13 protein-coding genes are annotated in these 16,752 nt (G+C 71.4%); 12 read left to right on the top strand and 1 reads right to left on the bottom strand.

The genetic code is table 11. The features are described from left to right. Positions 1 to 96: 96 nt before the first annotated feature. From OHS57_RS14415 to OHS57_RS14390, 6 genes are all read left to right on the top strand, one after another. Positions 97 to 690, top strand: coding sequence for a CGNR zinc finger domain-containing protein (locus OHS57_RS14415; RefSeq protein ID WP_328582192.1), 594 nt, complete (start codon positions 97 to 99; stop codon positions 688 to 690). Positions 691 to 834: 144 nt separating this feature from the next. Further along, on the top strand, positions 835 to 1,422 hold the full coding sequence (locus OHS57_RS14410) for a sigma-70 family RNA polymerase sigma factor (RefSeq protein WP_078863621.1): 588 nt from the start codon (positions 835 to 837) through the stop codon (positions 1,420 to 1,422). Then, positions 1,419 to 2,282, top strand: a complete 864-nt coding sequence (locus OHS57_RS14405) for a zf-HC2 domain-containing protein (RefSeq protein WP_041989119.1) — start codon at positions 1,419 to 1,421, stop codon at positions 2,280 to 2,282. The genes OHS57_RS14410 and OHS57_RS14405 overlap by 4 nt, the downstream gene beginning before the upstream one ends. Positions 2,283 to 2,344: 62 nt before the next feature. Continuing rightward, the gene (locus tag OHS57_RS14400; RefSeq protein ID WP_443042889.1) at positions 2,345 to 4,867 is read left to right on the top strand and encodes a HelD family protein; all 2,523 of its coding nucleotides are present in this window, start codon (positions 2,345 to 2,347) and stop codon (positions 4,865 to 4,867) included. Positions 4,868 to 5,256: 389 nt separating this feature from the next. Next, complete coding sequence (locus OHS57_RS14395; RefSeq protein WP_041989121.1) at positions 5,257 to 6,690, top strand: NAD-dependent malic enzyme; 1,434 nt, start codon at positions 5,257 to 5,259, stop codon at positions 6,688 to 6,690. Positions 6,691 to 7,006: 316 nt separating this feature from the next. Further along, positions 7,007 to 7,288, top strand: a complete 282-nt coding sequence (locus tag OHS57_RS14390; protein WP_003954777.1) for an HU family DNA-binding protein — start codon at positions 7,007 to 7,009, stop codon at positions 7,286 to 7,288. Between the two features lie 136 nt (positions 7,289 to 7,424). Here OHS57_RS14390 and murA read toward each other — a convergent pair whose 3' ends face one another. Continuing rightward, complete coding sequence (gene murA, locus OHS57_RS14385) at positions 7,425 to 8,765, bottom strand: UDP-N-acetylglucosamine 1-carboxyvinyltransferase (RefSeq protein ID WP_041989126.1); 1,341 nt, start codon at positions 8,763 to 8,765, stop codon at positions 7,425 to 7,427. 263 nt (positions 8,766 to 9,028) lie between these two features. Here murA and OHS57_RS14380 point away from each other — a divergent pair, with 263 nt between their 5' ends. The 6 genes from OHS57_RS14380 (at position 9,029) to OHS57_RS14355 (ending at position 16,665) form a co-directional block, all read left to right on the top strand. After that, complete coding sequence (locus OHS57_RS14380; RefSeq protein ID WP_328582191.1) at positions 9,029 to 9,589, top strand: YqgE/AlgH family protein; 561 nt, start codon at positions 9,029 to 9,031, stop codon at positions 9,587 to 9,589. Between the two features lie 85 nt (positions 9,590 to 9,674). Further along, the gene (locus OHS57_RS14375; RefSeq protein ID WP_041989128.1) at positions 9,675 to 9,974 is read left to right on the top strand and encodes a DUF3039 domain-containing protein; all 300 of its coding nucleotides are present in this window, start codon (positions 9,675 to 9,677) and stop codon (positions 9,972 to 9,974) included. A 120-nt stretch (positions 9,975 to 10,094) separates the two neighbouring features. Next, positions 10,095 to 11,867 carry a beta-N-acetylhexosaminidase gene (locus tag OHS57_RS14370; protein ID WP_328582190.1) on the top strand — a complete coding sequence of 591 codons (1,773 nt, stop codon included), beginning with the start codon at positions 10,095 to 10,097 and terminating at the stop codon, positions 11,865 to 11,867. A 243-nt stretch (positions 11,868 to 12,110) separates the two neighbouring features. After that, the gene (locus OHS57_RS14365) at positions 12,111 to 13,007 is read left to right on the top strand and encodes an FAD binding domain-containing protein (protein ID WP_041989130.1); all 897 of its coding nucleotides are present in this window, start codon (positions 12,111 to 12,113) and stop codon (positions 13,005 to 13,007) included. Beyond that, entirely contained in the window at positions 13,004 to 14,359 is a 1,356-nt protein-coding gene (locus tag OHS57_RS14360) for a 2Fe-2S iron-sulfur cluster-binding protein (protein WP_328582189.1), read from the top strand. Before OHS57_RS14365 ends, OHS57_RS14360 begins: the two co-directional genes overlap by 4 nt. Then, complete coding sequence (locus OHS57_RS14355; protein WP_328582188.1) at positions 14,356 to 16,665, top strand: xanthine dehydrogenase family protein molybdopterin-binding subunit; 2,310 nt, start codon at positions 14,356 to 14,358, stop codon at positions 16,663 to 16,665. The genes OHS57_RS14360 and OHS57_RS14355 overlap by 4 nt, the downstream gene beginning before the upstream one ends. Positions 16,666 to 16,752: the final 87 nt, after the last annotated feature.

The raw sequence follows: 16,752 nt of genomic DNA, 5'->3' as shown, positions 1-16,752 counted from the left end.
CGCTTCGGGTGGCGGGGTACCGGCCGTGCCACGGGGAAGGCACTCTGAGAGTGAACGGGCCGGCACCACAGGTGAACCCGAGGCGGTGGCAGGGACATGGCGGCGGGCATGAGCTCGTACGAATGGCGGTTCGACTCCGGGCGGATCTGCCTCGATCTGGTGGCCACCGAGGAACCGACGGCCAAGGGACACTCACAGCTCACCGACGCCGACCAGCTCGCCCACTGGCTGACAGCCTCGGGGCTCGTGCCGGCGGGCACCGCCCTCACGGGCGTCGACGCCCGCTGGGTCGGCCGGTTCGCCGAGCTGCGCGACAGCGTCGGGCAGCTCGTACGCGCCGAGATCGACGGCAGGCAGGCGCCGCAGGCCCTGGAGCGGATCAACGAGCTGGCCGCGGGGGCGCCGCCGGGGATCAGGGCGGTACGGGACACCGGCGGCGCGCTCGTACGGGCGCTGAGCGCCGCACCGGCCTGTGAGGCGCTGCTCGCCGCCGTGGCGAGGGACGCGGTGGAGCTGCTGACCGATCCGGAGGCCGGAGCGGGGCTGCGGGAGTGCGAGGGCGACAGCTGCCGGCGTGTGTATCTGGACACATCGCGCGGCCGGCGCAGGCGCTGGTGCTCCAGCGAGGTGTGCGGAAACCGCGAGCGGGTCGCCCGGCACCGGCGCAGGGCCGCACTGGCCCGTACCTGACCGGCGTACCTGTCGGGGCGTCCGACGGGGGCGTCGCGCCGTCAAGAACCTGAAAAGTTTTCCGCCCGCCGTTGAGTGCTACTTGATGTTCCTCCGTAGTGATGGGGGAGAAGCAGTCAAGAAGGTCTCGACCGGGAGGTTCAGGTGCGCAAGGATGCGGCCGTGGCCGATGACCGTCCTCAACGGGCCCGACACCGGAGCGAGGCACCGCGCACCGACCTCTCCGTCCCTGACGAAGAGCTGATGCGCGCCCTGTACCGGGAACATGCCGGACCGTTGCTGGCTTATGTGCTGCGTCTCGTGGCGGGCGACCGCCAGCGTGCCGAGGACGTCGTGCAGGAGACGCTCATCCGTGCCTGGAAGAACGCCGGTCAGCTCAATCGGGCTACCGGCTCTGTCCGCCCCTGGCTGGTGACGGTAGCTCGACGTATCGTCATCGACGGCCACCGCAGCCGGCAGGCCCGGCCGCAGGAGGTCGATCCGTCGCCGCTGGAGGTCATGCCCGCGGAGGACGAGATCGACAAGGCGTTGTGGCTGATGACGCTCTCAGATGCGCTCGAAGATTTGACCCCGGCGCACAGGGAAGTGCTCGTAGAGACGTACTTCAAGGGGCGCACGGTCAACGAGGCTGCCGAGACGCTCGGCATTCCCAGCGGGACCGTGCGTTCACGGGTGTTCTACGCACTGCGTTCCATGAAGCTCGCTCTGGAGGAGAGGGGGGTCTCGGCATGACCACGCACGATCAGTACGGACTGGACGGCGAGGGCACTGTGCACGACGCGGTCGCCTCCTACGTGCTCGGCATTCTTGACGAGGCCGATGCCGTCGCCTTCGAAGCGCATCTCGCGGCGTGCGAACTGTGCACGGCGAACATGGCCGAGTTCTCGGGCATGGAACCGATGCTGGCCATGCTCGCCGACACCCCGGAAACCTTCGCCACCGCCGAGCCGCAGGCCCCGGCCGCCGACCCGTTCCCGCGGCAGGGCGGCTTCCCGCCGCGGGCCGTGCCGCTGCCGCCGACCCCGTCCGTCTCGGTGAAGCCCAGCGACCAGCTGCTGAACCGGCTGGTCGACGAGGTCGCCGTCAAGCGGGCGCAGCGCAAGAGGCGCGGGTTCTACCTGATCGCCGCCGCCGCCGCGCTGATCATCGGCGGTCCGACGATCGCGATCGTCGCGACCTCGGGCGACGACCCGGTCCGCAACGAGGCCGTGGTCCAGCCGTCCGGTGGTCCCACCGACGCCGAGGCCTTCGCCAAGATGCCGGACAAGGTCTCGGGCACCGACCCGGCGACCAAGGTCAGCGCCACCATCGGGTTCGAGGAGCGCGGCTGGGGCACCAACGCCGTTCTTGAGCTGAAGAACGTCAAAGGACCGCTCAAGTGCAGTCTGGTGGCCGTCTCCAAGTCGGGCGACGAGCAGGTCGTCTCCTCCTGGTCGGTGCCGCAGTGGGGGTACGGCATCCCCAGCAGCCCGCACGAGGTGGCGCAGAAGCCGCTGTACATCCACGGCGGTGCGGCCATCCAGCCCAACGACATCGACCACTTCGACGTACGGACATTCGACGGCAAGCGTTTGGTCCAGGTCGGCGCCTGACATACCCGCCCCCTTCGCGTACGGTTGACGGCTGCCCGACGCACGTCACGAAGGGGGCCTCGGTGGCCGCGCAGGATGCCGCTGTTGAATCCGCAGGACCCGCCTCCGATCCCGGACGCGACACGGGGAACGACTCCGTGCGCGACCGCGAGATCGGTGTCGAACAGGACCATCTGGATCAGGTCTACCGCCGCCTCGAGGAGAAGATCCACGAGGCGGAGTTCCTGATGAAGGACGCAGCCAAGCGTGGCCAGGTCGGCACGCCCGGCGCACTCGCCGAAAGGGACGCCCAGGTCTTCAGGGCCGGTATCCACCTGAGCCGGCTCAACAACGAGTTCGAGGACTTCCTCTTCGGCCGGATCGACCTGCTCCCGGGCAAGGACGGCGACAAGGGCCCCGACGGCGCGTACACCTCGGTCGAGCCGGCCGACGAAGCCGTACGCCCCGACAACACGGCGGACATCGCCGAGACGCTGCACATCGGCCGGATCGGGGTCCTCGACTCCGACTACTCACCGCTGGTCATCGACTGGCGCGCGCCGGCGGCGGCCCCGTTCTACCGCTCCACGCCCGTCGACCCCGGCCGTGTCGTACGGCGCAGGGTCATCCGCTCCAAGGGCCGCAAGGTCCTCGGCGTCGAGGACGACCTGATGCGGCCCGAGCTGACCGCCTCGCTGGACGGCGGCGCGCTGCCCGTCATCGGGGACGGCGCGCTGATGGCCGCGCTCGGCCAGGCCCGCAGCCACACCATGCGGGACATCGTCTCCTCGATCCAGGCCGAGCAGGACCTGGTGATCAGGGCCCCCGCCGCTTCCGTGACCGAGGTCGCGGGCGGCCCCGGCACCGGCAAGACCGCCGTCGCGCTGCACCGCGCCGCGTATCTGCTCTACCAGGACAGGCGCAGGTACGCGGGCGGCATCCTCGTCGTCTCACCGACGCCGCTGCTCGTCGCGTACACCGAAGGCGTGCTGCCCTCGCTCGGCGAGGAGGGGCAGGTCGCGATCCGCGCGGTCGGCTCGCTGGTGGACGGCGCGGAGGCCACGGCGTACGACGATCCGGCCGTGGCCCGGATCAAGGGCTCCGCGAACATGCTGAAGGTGCTGCGCAAGGCCGCCAGGGGCGCGCTGGAGCCCGCGCCGCACGCCGGTGACCAGGGAGGCCGGGGCGCGCGTGGCCGGGGCAGGGGCGGCGCCCAGGGGCGTCAGCAGGCGCCCGGGGCGGGACAGCTGGCCTTCGGTGAGACCGAGGCGTCCGGCGCGGCCGGTGACGACGGCGACGAGACGCCCGGCAGGCCCGTGGCCAGCGACCGGCTCAGGGTCGTCGCGTTCGGCCGCAGGCTGGAGCTGGAGGCCGACGAGCTGAACCGCATCCGGCAGTCCGTGCTCGGCGGCACGGCCCCCGTCAACCTGCTACGGCCGCGCGCCCGCAAGCTGCTGCTCGACGCCCTGTGGGCGAAGTCGGGCGCCGCCGCCCGGGCCGGCGAGTACGCGTCGCGCGGCGACGCGGAGCTGGCGGCGGAGCTGCGCGGCGGCTTCGACGACGACGTCACGTCCGAGGACAGCTTCCTGGAGTTCGTGGACGCCTGGTGGCCCGAGCTGACCCCGCGCGGGGTGCTCGCCGCCATGGCCGACGAGCGGCGGCTCGGCCGCTGGGCCCGGCGCATCCTGGGCCAGGGCGAGATCCGCCGGCTCGCGCGCTCGCTGCGGCGGGTGGGCCCGGACGGCACCGGACCGCTCTCCGTGCACGACGTGGCGATCCTGGACGAGCTGGAGACGCTGCTGGGCGCACCGCCCAGACTGCGCAAGCAGCGCAGGGAACTCGACCCGCTGGACCAGCTCACCGGGCTCGAGGAGCTGATGCCCCAGCGCGAGGAGTCGCAGCGCGAGCGCGCCGAGCGGCTGGCGGCGGAGCGCACCGAATACGCGCATGTCATCGTCGACGAGGCTCAGGACCTCACCCCCATGCAGTGGCGGATGGTCGGCCGCAGGGGCAGGCACGCCACCTGGACGGTGGTCGGCGACGCCGCCCAGTCGTCCTGGTCGGACCCCGAGGAGGCGGCCGAGGCGCGCGACGAGGCGCTCGGCACCCGGCCGCGCCGCAAGTTCACCCTGACCGTCAACTACCGCAACCCCGCCGAGATCGCCGAACTGGCCGCGAAGGTGCTGGCGCTCGCCATGCCGGGGATGGAGTCGCCGACCGCCGTGCGCTCCACCGGCGTACAGCCGCGCTTCAGCGTCGTGCGGGACGACGACCTCGCCTCGGCCGTACGGGACGAGGCGGCCCGGCTGCTGGAGCGGGTCGACGGCACGGTGGGTGTCGTCGTCGCGATGCACCGGCGCGAACAGGCGGCGCGCTGGCTCGCCGGGCTCGGCGGACGGGTCGTCGCCCTGGGCAGCCTGGAGGCCAAGGGGCTGGAGTACGACGCGACGGTGGTGGTCTCGCCGGCCGAGATCGCGGACGAGTCACCGGCGGGGCTGCGGGTGCTCTATGTGGCGCTGACCAGGGCGACGCAGCAGCTCACGGTCGTTTCGGCGGCCCGCGACGAACCCGACGCGGAGGGAGTACCCGACCTCCTGCGGGATTGACTTCGAGTCAACTCGCGCGGAGGGGATCACTTCCCGGAGTGTTTTGTTAGATTGGTAGTGGCACCGACTCGATCCAAGCCCCCGGGCCCAACCTTCGTCGCTTCGAGCGACCACTTGCCGCGAGGCGAGCATGGCGGGTCGGTGCCACCTTCTTCTTCACCGGTACGACAGTTCTTCACCAGCACGACAACGGGCCCTCACCGCGAAGCGGTGGGGGCCTGCTTCTGTTGGAGGCGCCGCTGTTACGCTCTCTCGCCTGACGGAAAATGCTTTCCGAAAAAGTTGGACTTTACCGATTACCGGGTGGTAGGTGCGACGATCGGAAGGCTCCGCGCGACGTCGGTCGGGCGGAGTGGCAATGAGGCTCAGGGAAAGCAGAGGAACTCGGCATGGCAACGGCGCCAAGCGTCTCGTACTCGATGACGGTCCGTCTGGAAGTGCCCGCTAGCGGTACAGCGGTGTCGCAGCTCACCACAGCCGTGGAGTCCTCCGGCGGCTCGGTGACCGGCCTCGACGTGACGGCGTCCGGGCACGAGAAGCTCCGGATCGACGTCACGATCGCCGCGAGCTCCACCGGGCACGCGGACCAGATCGTGGAGCAGCTGCGGGGCATCGAGGGGGTCGTGCTCGGCAAGGTCTCCGACCGTACGTTCCTGATGCACCTCGGCGGCAAGATCGAGATGCAGTCCAAGCACCCCATCCGCAACCGTGACGATCTCTCGATGATCTACACGCCGGGAGTGGCCCGGGTCTGCATGGCGATCGCGCAGAACCCCGAGGACGCCAGACGCCTCACCATCAAGCGCAACTCCGTCGCCGTCGTCACCGACGGCTCGGCCGTGCTGGGCCTCGGCAACATCGGCCCCATGGCGGCGCTGCCCGTCATGGAGGGCAAGGCGGCCCTGTTCAAGCGCTTCGCCGGCATCGACGCCTGGCCGATCTGCCTGGACACCCAGGACACCGACGCCATCGTCGAGATCGTCAAGGCCATCGCCCCCGGCTTCGCCGGCATCAACCTCGAAGACATCTCGGCGCCCCGTTGCTTCGAGATCGAGGCGAGACTCCGCGAGGCCCTGGACATCCCGGTCTTCCATGACGACCAGCACGGCACGGCCATCGTGGTGCTCGCCGCCCTGACCAACGCGCTGCGCGTGGTCGGCAAGGAGTTCGGTGACGTACGGGTCGTCATGTCCGGCGCGGGCGCGGCGGGTACGGCCATCCTGAAGCTGCTCATCGCGGCGGGCGTCAAGCACGCCGTCGTCGCCGACATCCACGGTGTCGTGCACGCGGGCCGCGCCGACCTCGTCGAGGCGGCCCCCGAGTCGCCGCTGCGCTGGGTGGCGGACAACACCAACCCCGAGGGCATCACCGGCACCCTGAAGGAGGCCGTGGTCGGCGCTGACGTCTTCATCGGCGTCTCGGCCCCCAACGTGCTGGACGGCGCCGACGTGGCCGCCATGGCCGAAGGGGCGATCGTCTTCGCGCTGGCCAACCCGGACCCCGAGGTGGACCCCGGGATCGCCCGCGAGACGGCCGCTGTCGTGGCCACGGGCCGCTCCGACTTCCCCAACCAGATCAACAACGTGCTGGTCTTCCCCGGCGTCTTCCGCGGCCTGCTGGACGCCCAGTCGCGTACGGTCAACACCGAAATGATGCTGGCCGCTGCCAAGGCCCTCGCCGATGTCGTCACCGAGGGCGAACTGAACCCCAACTACATCGTTCCCTCGGTCTTCAACGACAAGGTCGCGGGAGCGGTCGCGGGTGCCGTTCGGGAAGCCGCGAAAGCGGCAGGTGTGACGGTGGCCACCTCGGTGTCCGCCTGACACGTCCGCTCTGCCCGATCTGTCCGGCGCGTCGCGATTCGCGGGGCCGCTGGGCCCCGTCTAGGGTGGCGGACCATGAGCCCGCCACTCCTCGGAGGTTTCAGGGCCTTCAGGGGGCTAAGGGGTTCCCAAGGTGTCTCCACAGGAGTGACGCCGGTGGGTGCCGGATTGGCTTTCCCGCCGCTGGTGGGGGCAGGATGCGTATTCGGGCGCGAGGGTCTGTCAGCAGACCCGGGTCCGGGGACTGTCCGAGGGCCCTGGCAGCATCGGCTTCGATCTCACGCCTCACAGGCAAGAAGAACACGGGAGTAACAACATGAACCGCAGTGAGCTGGTGGCCGCCCTGGCCGACCGCGCCGAGGTGACTCGCAAGGACGCCGACGCCGTGCTGGCCGCCCTCGCCGAGACCGTGGGCGAAATCGTCGCCAAGGGCGACGAGAAGGTCACCATCCCCGGCTTCCTGACCTTCGAGCGCACCCACCGTGCCGCTCGCACCGCTCGTAACCCGCAGACCGGCGACCCGATCCAGATCCCGGCCGGCTACAGCGTGAAGGTCTCCGCGGGCTCCAAGCTCAAGGAAGCCGCCAAGGGGAAGTAACCCAAGGCAGTACCGGCCAGTACGGCCGGTACGCAGTAAAAGCACCACAGCAGTACGCAGGGGCGGCCACCTTCTCAGGTGGCCGCCCCTGTGTCGTTCGCCCGTCAGAAAGCCGTACACCGGCCGTGACGGACGGTCATACCAGCGCGCCGCCCGGCAGCTCGACCTTCGCGCCCAGCTCGATGAGCTTGTCCATGAAGTTCTCGTAGCCGCGGTTGATCAGGTCGATGCCGTGCACCCGTGACGTGCCCTGCGCCGCCAGCGCGGCGATCAGGTACGAGAAACCGCCGCGCAGGTCGGGGATGACCAGATCCGCGCCCTGCAGCCGGGTCGGCCCCGAGACGACCGCCGAGTGCAGGAAGTTGCGCTGCCCGAAGCGGCAGTGCGAACCGCCGAGGCACTCCCGGTAGAGCTGGATGTGCGCACCCATCTGGTTCAGCGCCGACGTGAAGCCCAGCCGCGACTCGTAGACCGTCTCGTGGATGATCGACAGCCCCGACGCCTGGGTCAGCGCCACCACCAGCGGCTGCTGCCAGTCGGTCTGGAACCCCGGATGGACGTCCGTCTCCAGCGCGATGGCGTTGAGCGAGCCGCCCGGATGCCAGAAGCGGATGCCCTTGTCGTCGATCTCGAAGGCGCCGCCGACCTTGCGGTACGTGTTGAGGAACGTCATCATCGACCGCTGCTGCGCGCCGTGGACGTAGATGTTGCCCTCGGTGGCCAGCGCGGCCGAGGCCCAGGACGCGGCTTCCAGCCGGTCCGGGATGGCCCGGTGGTTGTAGCCCTCCAGCCGGTCGACCCCGGTGATCCGGATCGTCCGGTCGGTGTCCATGGAGATGATCGCGCCCATCTTCTGCAGGACGCAGATGAGGTCCTCGATCTCCGGCTCCACCGCCGCGTTCGACAGCTCCGTGACACCCTCCGCCAGCACGGCGGTCAGCAGCACCTGCTCCGTCGAACCCACCGACGGGTACGGCAGCCGGATCTTGGTGCCGCGCAACCGCTGCGGGGCCTCCAGATACTGGCCGTCGGCCCGCTTCTCGATCGTCGCGCCGAACTGGCGCAGCACGTCGAAGTGGAAGTCGATCGGCCGGCCGCCGATGTCACAGCCGCCGAGACCGGGGATGAAGGCGTGTCCCAGCCGGTGCAGCAGCGGCCCGCAGAACAGGATCGGGATACGCGAGGAGCCCGCGTGCGCGTCGATGTCGGCGACATTGGCGCTCTCGACATGGGTGGGGTCGAGGATCAGCTCGCCGGGCTCGTCACCCGGGCGGACCGTCACCCCGTGCAGCTGCAGCAGCCCCCGTACGACACGCACGTCGCGGATGTCGGGCACGTTGCGCAGCCGGCTCGGACCGCTCCCGAGCAGCGCGGCCACCATGGCCTTCGGCACCAGGTTCTTCGCGCCGCGGACGCGGATCTCGCCCTCCAGCGGGGTCCCACCGTGGACAAGCATTACATCGTCTGTGCCGGTCATGAATCTCGCGTTCCGGAGTGGGCGGGCGGGTGGCCAAGGAAAAGGGTAAGGGGCCAAGGCCCCTGTCCCGTAAGGCCGAGGAGGCCCCAAAGGTGTAATGAATTGGGCATAACACGTTCTGTTCGTGATCACTGGCTGACAGTGACCGGGCGGTTCCGGGAGCGGCTGTGCGCTCCCGGTGCGACGGTGCGCCCTGAGCTGCGCGCACGCACACTCTGCATCTCGTGCCCCGGATAAGGCCAATGTGCGAGATCATGGCTCGCATGACGGAGGTGTCCTCGCTCACAGGGCGGCTGCTCGTTGCCGCACCCGCCCTCGCCGACCCGAATTTCGACCGCGCCGTCGTCCTCCTGCTCGACCACGACGGCAAGGGCTCGCTCGGCGTGGTCCTCAACCGGCCCACCCCCGTGGACGTCGGGGACATCCTGGAGAGCTGGGCCGACCACGCGGGTGAACCGGGTGTCGTCTTCCAGGGCGGTCCCGTCTCGCTCGACTCGGCGCTCGGCCTCGCCGTGATCCCCGGCGACGAGGGGCCGCTCGGCTGGCGCAGGGTGTACGGCGCGATCGGTCTCGTCGATCTGGAGACCCCGCCGGAGCTGCTGGTGAAGGCGCTCGGCTCGCTGCGGATCTTCGCCGGGTACGCGGGCTGGGGCCCCGGCCAGCTGGAGGACGAACTGAAGCGGGGCGCCTGGTACGTCGTGGAGTCGGAGCCCGGCGACGTGTCGTCCCCGCGCCCCGAGGGGCTGTGGCGCGCGGTGCTGCGCAGGCAGCGCGGCGAACTGGCCATGATCGCGACGTATCCCGACGACCCGTCGCTCAACTGACCTGAGCGATGGGTGAGCGGCCGGCTGCGGAGAGCACGGCCCCGGAGAGGCCGGGTCGGCTCATGCGTGGGTACCCTTGACGACTATGAGCACTCTTGAGCCCGAGCGCGGGGCAGGTACGGGCACCCTCGTGGAGCCGACACCACAGGTGTCGCACGGCGACGGCGACCACGAGCGCTTCGCCCACTACGTTCAGAAGGACAAGATCATGGCGAGCGCCCTGGAGGGCACTCCCGTGGTGGCACTGTGCGGCAAGGTCTGGGTACCGGGGCGCGACCCCAAGAAGTACCCGGTCTGCCCCATGTGCAAGGAGATCTACGAGTCCATGGGCCCCGGCGGGGACAAGGACAAGGGCAAGGGCGGCAAGGACAGCAGCAAGAAGTAGTGACGTAGCTGTTGCTCTTCCGTCTGGTGACGGCCCTCGGGGACGCGTGTGTCTGCGCGTCCCCGAGGGCCGTGCGCATGCGTATCTCGCGTCCGTACCTCGGGTGAAGGACTGATGAACATGACCGCCGTGACCTCTTCCGGGACTTCTGCCGCGACAGCGGCGGATCTCATACCGGCCGCCCGCACCGTCCGTACGGAGGGGACCGGACGGCTGGCCGTCGACGCGGGGACGCGGCTCACGGCCGGGCCCGGCACCGAGGGCGTCGCGCGCTGGCTGCGGGCGAGCGTCGGCGCGGCGACGGGACTGCCGCTGGAGCCCGAAGAAGCCGGCGGCGCGGGCGGGGTGGATGGCGCGGGCGGGGTGGACGGCGCGGTCGGGGTGGGCGGCGCGGTCGGGGTGGACGGCGCGGTCGGGGCCGCCCGGATCGTACTGAGCATCAGCCCGGACGTCGAGCGGGCGTCAGGCCCCGAGGGCTACCGCCTCACCGTCCCCGCAGCGGACGGGACCGGCCCGGCGCGGGACGTCACGATCGAGGGCGGCAGCGCGGCCGGTGTCTTCTGGGGCGCCCAGACGCTCCGTCAACTGCTGGGCCCCGAGGCGTACCGGAGCGCGCCCGTCACCCCCGGGCGTGGCTGGGAACTGCCGGTGGGCACCGTCGAGGACAGCCCCCGCTTCGCCTGGCGCGGCCTGATGCTCGACGTGGCACGGCACTTCATGCCCAAGGACGGCGTGCTGCGCTATCTCGATCTGCTCGCCGCCCACAAACTGAATGTCTTTCACTTCCACCTCTCCGACGACCAGGGGTGGCGGATAGAGATCAGGAGCAAGCCCAGGCTGACGGAGACCGCGGCCTGGCGCTCACGCACCAAATGGGGCCACCGCGCTTCCGACTTGTGGGACGAGAAGCCGCACGGCGGTTATTACACGCAGGACGACATCCGCGAGATCGTCGCCTACGCGGCCGAACGGCATATCGCCGTCGTCCCCGAAATCGACATCCCCGGGCACTCGCAGGCAGCCATCGCCGCGTATCCGGAACTGGGCAACACCGACGTCATCGACACGACCTCCCTCACCGTCTGGGACAACTGGGGCGTGACTCCGAACGTACTCGCCCCCACTGACATCACCCTCCGGTTCTACGAGGACGTGTTCGAGGAAATCCTGGAGCTGTTCCCTTCGACCTTCATCCACGTCGGCGGCGACGAATGCCCCAAGGAGCAGTGGAAGGACTCACCGACCGCCCAGGAGCGGATTCAGGAACAGGGCCTCGCGAACGAGGACGAGTTGCAGTCCTGGTTCATCCGGCACTTCGACAGCTGGCTCGGCGTCAGGGGCCGGCGGCTCATCGGCTGGGACGAGATCCTGGAAGGCGGACTCGCACCGGGCGCCGCCGTTTCCTCGTGGCGCGGATACTCCGGCGGCATCGCGGCGGCCAGGGCGGGCCACGACGTCGTCATGTGCCCGGAGCAGCACGTCTACCTGGACCACCGGCAGGCGGCGGGCGACGACGAGCCGATTCCCATCGGGTACGTCCGCACGCTGGAGGACGTCTACCGCTTCGAGCCCGTACCTGCCGAACTCACCGATGCCGAGGCCGCGCACGTCCTCGGTACCCAGGCCAACGTCTGGACCGAGGTGATGCAGGACCGCTCCCGCGTCGACTACCAGGTCTTCCCGCGGCTCGCCGCGTTCGCCGAGGTCGCCTGGTCGGCGCTGCCCGCGTCCGCCGACCGCGACTTCGCCGGGTTCGAGCGGCGGATGGCCACGCACTACGCGCGGTTGGACGTCCTCGGCGTCGGATACCGGCCGCCCGGCGGTCCGTTGCCGTGGCAGCGGCGGCCCGGTGTGCTCGGCCGTCCGCGCGAGGGACAGCCCCCGCGCGGCTGACGAAGTCCGCGCCGGAACCGTGAGGATAAGTCGTACAAGGACTGCCGAAGGGTGGCATTCCGGGTGTGCCGCCGAAGGCGGGCGAAAGCGGACCTACACCCTGGTCCGGGACGGATACGCCCTTCGTGGACCCTCGCGTCGGGCGGCCCTCAACATGTGCCAGAGTTGCCACGTCCGGCCTGTGAGCACGTACGGTACGGCACACAGGCGGGACAGCCGGGACACCGGAAAGGGGCAGCTGGGTTGACCACGCACGCACCGCAGACGGCGCAGTCCGTGACGCTGCCGGCCTCGCTCGACGAGGCCGTGGCGGCGCTGACTGCCATGCCTGCCGCCGTACCCGTCGCGGGTGGCACGGACCTGATGGCATCGGTCAACAAGGGCCTGCTGCGGCCCGCGGGACTCGTCGGCCTCGGCAGGATCAGCGAGCTGCGCGGCTGGCACTACCAGGACGGCCACGCCCTCCTCGGGGCCGGGCTCACCCACGCGCGCATGGGCAGGCCCGACTTCGCCGCCCTCATCCCCGCGCTCGCCGCGTCCGCGCGCGCCGCGGGGCCGCCCCAGATCCGTAACGCGGGCACCCTCGGCGGCAACATCGCCACCGCGGCCCCCACCGGCGACGCCCTGCCGGTCCTGGCCGCCCTGGAGGCCGATCTCGTCGTCGCCGGCCCCGGCGGCTCCCGGCGCGAGATCCCGGCGACCCATCTGCTGGCGGGCCGCGAGATGCTGGAGCCGGCCGAACTCATCGGCTTCGTACGCGTCCCGCTGCTGCACGCCCCCCAAGTCTTCCTCAAGGCCACCGGCCGCACGGGCCCCGGCCGCGCCACCGCCTCGGTGGCCGTCGTGCTCGACCCGGCGCGCCGCGGAGTGCGCTGCGCCGTCGGCGCGATCGCACCGATGCCCCTGCGCCCCCTTGAGGCGGAGCGCTGGATCGCTTCACTGATCGACTGGGACGGCGCACGCGGGCTCGCCCAGGAGGCCCTGGTGGCCTTCGGCGAGTACGTGGCGGCGGCCTGCATCCCGGACCCGGCGCCGCCGGCCGACGGCGGAGAGCCCCCCGCCCCGGCGCCCGCCGTACTGCATCTGCGGCGTACCGTCGCAGCCCTGGCCCGACGAGCACTGGGGAGGGCGCTGTCGTGACCACCGAAGAGAATTCCGGCTCCGGTCCCAGGTCGGGCCCGGGCCCCGGGCAGGGCCCCGACGAACAGGGCGGCTGGCGGCCCGTACCGCACGGCGGCGAGTACGACGCCGAGGCGACCGCGTTCGTGCAGCTGCCGCCCGAGGACGCCATGGACGCCCCGCTGGCGGCGCCGGGCCACGGATACGTACCCCCGCAGATCGTGCCCCTGACGCCCGACCCGTCGGTGGCGGGCAGCTGGGCCCAGCAGCCCCTGGACCAGGGCGACACGGGCGGTGTGCGCTGGCCCGAGCCGGGCGCCGAGCACCACCCGGCGGCCGGCCACCACCCGGCGCAGGCCGTGCACGACGGCTATGTGACGGGGCAGTGGGACTTCGGCGCGGCGGGCGCAGGACAGGACACCGGCGAGCGGCCCGCCGACGTCACGGGACAGTGGCGGATCCCGGTCGCCGAGGGCGACCTGCTGGACGAATCGGGCGAGTACAGCTCCGGGTTGCACACGTCCCCCTGGAGCGCGGGCTCGGCGCCCGCGACCCTGCCGGGCGGCGCTCCCGCCCCGTGGGCGACGCAGCCGGAGCCGGAGCCGCAGCCCGAGGCGGCCGAGCCCGGCGTCGAGGAAGCCGTACCCGACCAGGAGGCGGGCCCCGAACCCGAATCCCTCCAGGAGCCGGTTCAGGAGCCCCTCCAGGAGCCGCTCCAGGAGCCGCTTCCGGAACCCGAGCCCGAGGCCGCCCCCCTCACCAGCAGCAACGACAGCGCCGAACACGCCGCGAACTCCTACGTCCTGCGGGTCAACGGCGCCGACCGGCCCGTCACCGACGCCTGGATCGGCGAATCGCTGCTGTACGTACTGCGCGAGCGCCTCGGCCTCGCCGGCGCCAAGGACGGCTGCTCGCAGGGCGAATGCGGCGCGTGCAACGTCCAGGTGGACGGCAGGCTCGTCGCCTCCTGCCTCGTACCCGCCGCCACCGCGGCGGGCTCCGAAGTGCGTACGGTCGAAGGCCTCGCCGTGGACGGCGAACCGTCCGACGTCCAGCGGGCGCTGGCCAACTGCGGCGCCGTCCAGTGCGGCTTCTGCATCCCCGGCATGGCCATGACCGTCCACGACCTGCTGGAAGGCAACCACGCCCCCAGCGAGCTGGAGACCCGCCAGGCCCTCTGCGGCAACCTCTGCCGCTGCTCCGGCTACCGCGGGGTGCTCGACGCGGTGAACGAGGTCGTCGCGGAACGCGCGGCGAGCTCCGAAGCCGCTGCCGCCGCCTCCGAGGAAGCCCGCATCCCGCACCAGGCACCGGCAGGGGCGGGCAGCGCCCAGGCACCGCACCCGAACTCGCACGACGGAGGCATGGCGTGAGCAACGACGCGGCCACCGAGGCCCCGACGCTCGAAGGTCCCCAGCAGGAACCGCCGGCGCACGGCCTCGGCGCCTCGCTGCCGCCCGCCGACGCCCGCGCCAAGACCGAGGGCACCTTCCCCTACGCCGCCGACCTGTGGGCCGAGGGCCTGCTGTGGGCCGCCATCCTGCGCTCCCCGCACCCGCACGCGCGCATCGTGTCGATCGACACGGCCGCCGCGGCCGAAATGCCCGGCGTACGGGCCGTGGTGACCCACGAGGACGTCCTCGGCGACCCGGCGTACGGCAGACACGTCGTCGACCGCCCCGTCTTCGCCTCCGAGGTCGTACGCCACCACGGCGAGGCCATCGCCGCCGTCGCCGCCGACCACCCCGACACCGCGCGGCTCGCCGCCGCGGCCATCGCCGTCGAGTACGAAGTACTCGACCCGGTCACCGACCCGGAGAAGGCGTTCGCCGCCGAACCGCTGCACCCCGACGGCAATCTGATCCGGCACATCCCGCTGCGCTACGGCGACCCCGACATCCAGGGCGAGGTCGTCGTCGAGGGCCTGTACCGCATCGGCCGCCAGGACCCCGCGCCCATCGGCGCCGAGGCCGGCCTCGCCGTACCGCGCCCCGACGGCGGCGTGGAGATCTACACCGCCTCCACCGACCCGCACACCGACCGCGACCTCGCCGCCGCCTGCTTCGGCCTCGACCAGGACCGGGTGAAGCTCGTCGTGACCGGCGTCCCCGGCGCCACCGGCGACCGCGAGGACCCCGGCTTCCAGATCCCGCTCGGCCTGCTCGCCCTGCGCACCGGCTGCCCCGTCAAACTCGCCGCCACCCGCGAGGAGTCCTTCCTCGGCCACGCGCACCGCCACCCCACCCTGCTGCGCTACCGCCACCACGCGGACACCGAGGGCCGGCTGGTCAAGGTCGAGGCCCAGATCCTGCTCGACGCGGGCGCCTACGCCGACTCGTCGTCCGAATCCCTGGCCGCGGCCGTCGCGTTCGCCTGCGGTCCGTACGTCGTACCGCACGCCTTCATCGAAGGCTGGGCCGTACGCACCAACAACCCGCCCTCCGGTCACGTACGCGGCGAAGGCGCCATGCAGGTCTGCGCGGCCTACGAGGGCCAGATGGACAAGCTGGCCGCCAAACTCGGCATCGACCCCGCCGAGTTGCGGCTGCGCAACGCCCTCGCCACCGGCGACATCCTCCCCACCAGCCAGACGGTGACCTGCCCGGCGCCCGTCGCCGAACTGCTGCGCGCCGTACGCGACTACCCGCTGCCGCCGCTGCCCAAGGACACCCCGGAAGCGGCCTGGCTGCTGCCCGGCGGCCCGGAGGGCGCGGGCGAACCGGGTGCGGTACGGCGCGGCGTCGGCTACGCGCTCGGCATGGTCCACATGCTCGGCGCCGAAGGCGCCGACGAGGTCTCCACGGCCACGGTCAAGGTCCACGACGGCATCGCCACCGTCATCTGCGCCGCCGTCGAGACGGGCCAGGGCTTCTCCACGCTGGCCCGGCAGATCGTGCAGGAGACGCTCGGCATCGACGAGGTCCACGTCGCGTCGGTCGACACCGACCAGCCCCCGGCGGGCGCCGCCGCGCACGGCAGACACACCTGGGTGTCGGGCGGTGCGGTGGAGCGGGCGGCCAAGATGGTCCGTACGCAGCTGCTCCAGCCGCTGGCCCACAAGTTCGGCATGTCGACCGAACTGCTGCAGATCACCGACGGCAAGATCACCTCGTACGACGGCGTGCTGTCCACCACCGTCATGGAGGCGATGGACGGCAAGGAATTGTGGGCGACGGCCCAGTGCCGCCCCCACCCCACCGAACCCCTCGACGGCTCGGGCCAGGGCGACGCGTTCGTGGGCCTGGCGTTCTGCGCGATCCGCGCGGTCGTGGACGTCGACATCGAACTCGGCTCGATCCGGGTGGTGGAGATGGCGGTCGCGCAGGACGTCGGCCGCGTACTCAACCCGGCGCAGCTCGCCACCCGTATCGAGGCGGGCATCACCCAGGGCATCGGCACGGCCCTGACGGAGAACCTCCGCACCACCCGCGGCCTGGTCCGCCGCCCGGACCTGACGGGCTACGCCCTGCCGACGTCGCTGGACGCCCCGGACATTCGCATCGTCAAACTGGTCGAAGAACGCGACGTGGTGGCCCCCTTCGGCGCCAAACCGGCGAGCGCGGCCCCGGTGGTCACATCCCCGGCAGCGGTCGCCTCCGCCGTCCGCGCCGCAACGGGCCGCCCGGTCAGCAGACTCCCGATCCGCCCGCAGGCAGCGGTGGCTGTTCCCAACTCGTGACCGTATGAATCCCGTTGCATCTGCAATGTTGGGATGCGCGTTGTCGCCGGTGCTCGCTACAGTGATCGATGCAGCGGTCGGGCAACG

Origin of the sequence: Streptomyces sp. NBC_00370 (assembly GCF_036084755.1) — a bacterium.
Classification (GTDB): Bacteria; Actinomycetota; Actinomycetes; order Streptomycetales; family Streptomycetaceae; genus Streptomyces.
This window is presented reverse-complemented; position numbering and strand designations above follow the sequence as displayed.

What these genes read in the sequence shown, in the direction of transcription:
- OHS57_RS14415 (WP_328582192.1), top strand. Translation starts at nt 97, where the DNA reads ATGGCGGCGGGCATGAGCTCGTACGAATGGCGGTTCGACTCCGGGCGG.
- OHS57_RS14405 (WP_041989119.1), top strand. Translation starts at nt 1,419, where the DNA reads ATGACCACGCACGATCAGTACGGACTGGACGGCGAGGGCACTGTGCAC.
- OHS57_RS14395 (WP_041989121.1), top strand. Translation starts at nt 5,257, where the DNA reads ATGGCAACGGCGCCAAGCGTCTCGTACTCGATGACGGTCCGTCTGGAA.
- OHS57_RS14390 (WP_003954777.1), top strand. Translation starts at nt 7,007, where the DNA reads ATGAACCGCAGTGAGCTGGTGGCCGCCCTGGCCGACCGCGCCGAGGTG.
- murA (WP_041989126.1), bottom strand. Translation starts at nt 8,765, where the DNA reads ATGACCGGCACAGACGATGTAATGCTTGTCCACGGTGGGACCCCGCTG.
- OHS57_RS14380 (WP_328582191.1), top strand. Translation starts at nt 9,029, where the DNA reads ATGACGGAGGTGTCCTCGCTCACAGGGCGGCTGCTCGTTGCCGCACCC.
- OHS57_RS14375 (WP_041989128.1), top strand. Translation starts at nt 9,675, where the DNA reads ATGAGCACTCTTGAGCCCGAGCGCGGGGCAGGTACGGGCACCCTCGTG.
- OHS57_RS14370 (WP_328582190.1), top strand. Translation starts at nt 10,095, where the DNA reads ATGACCGCCGTGACCTCTTCCGGGACTTCTGCCGCGACAGCGGCGGAT.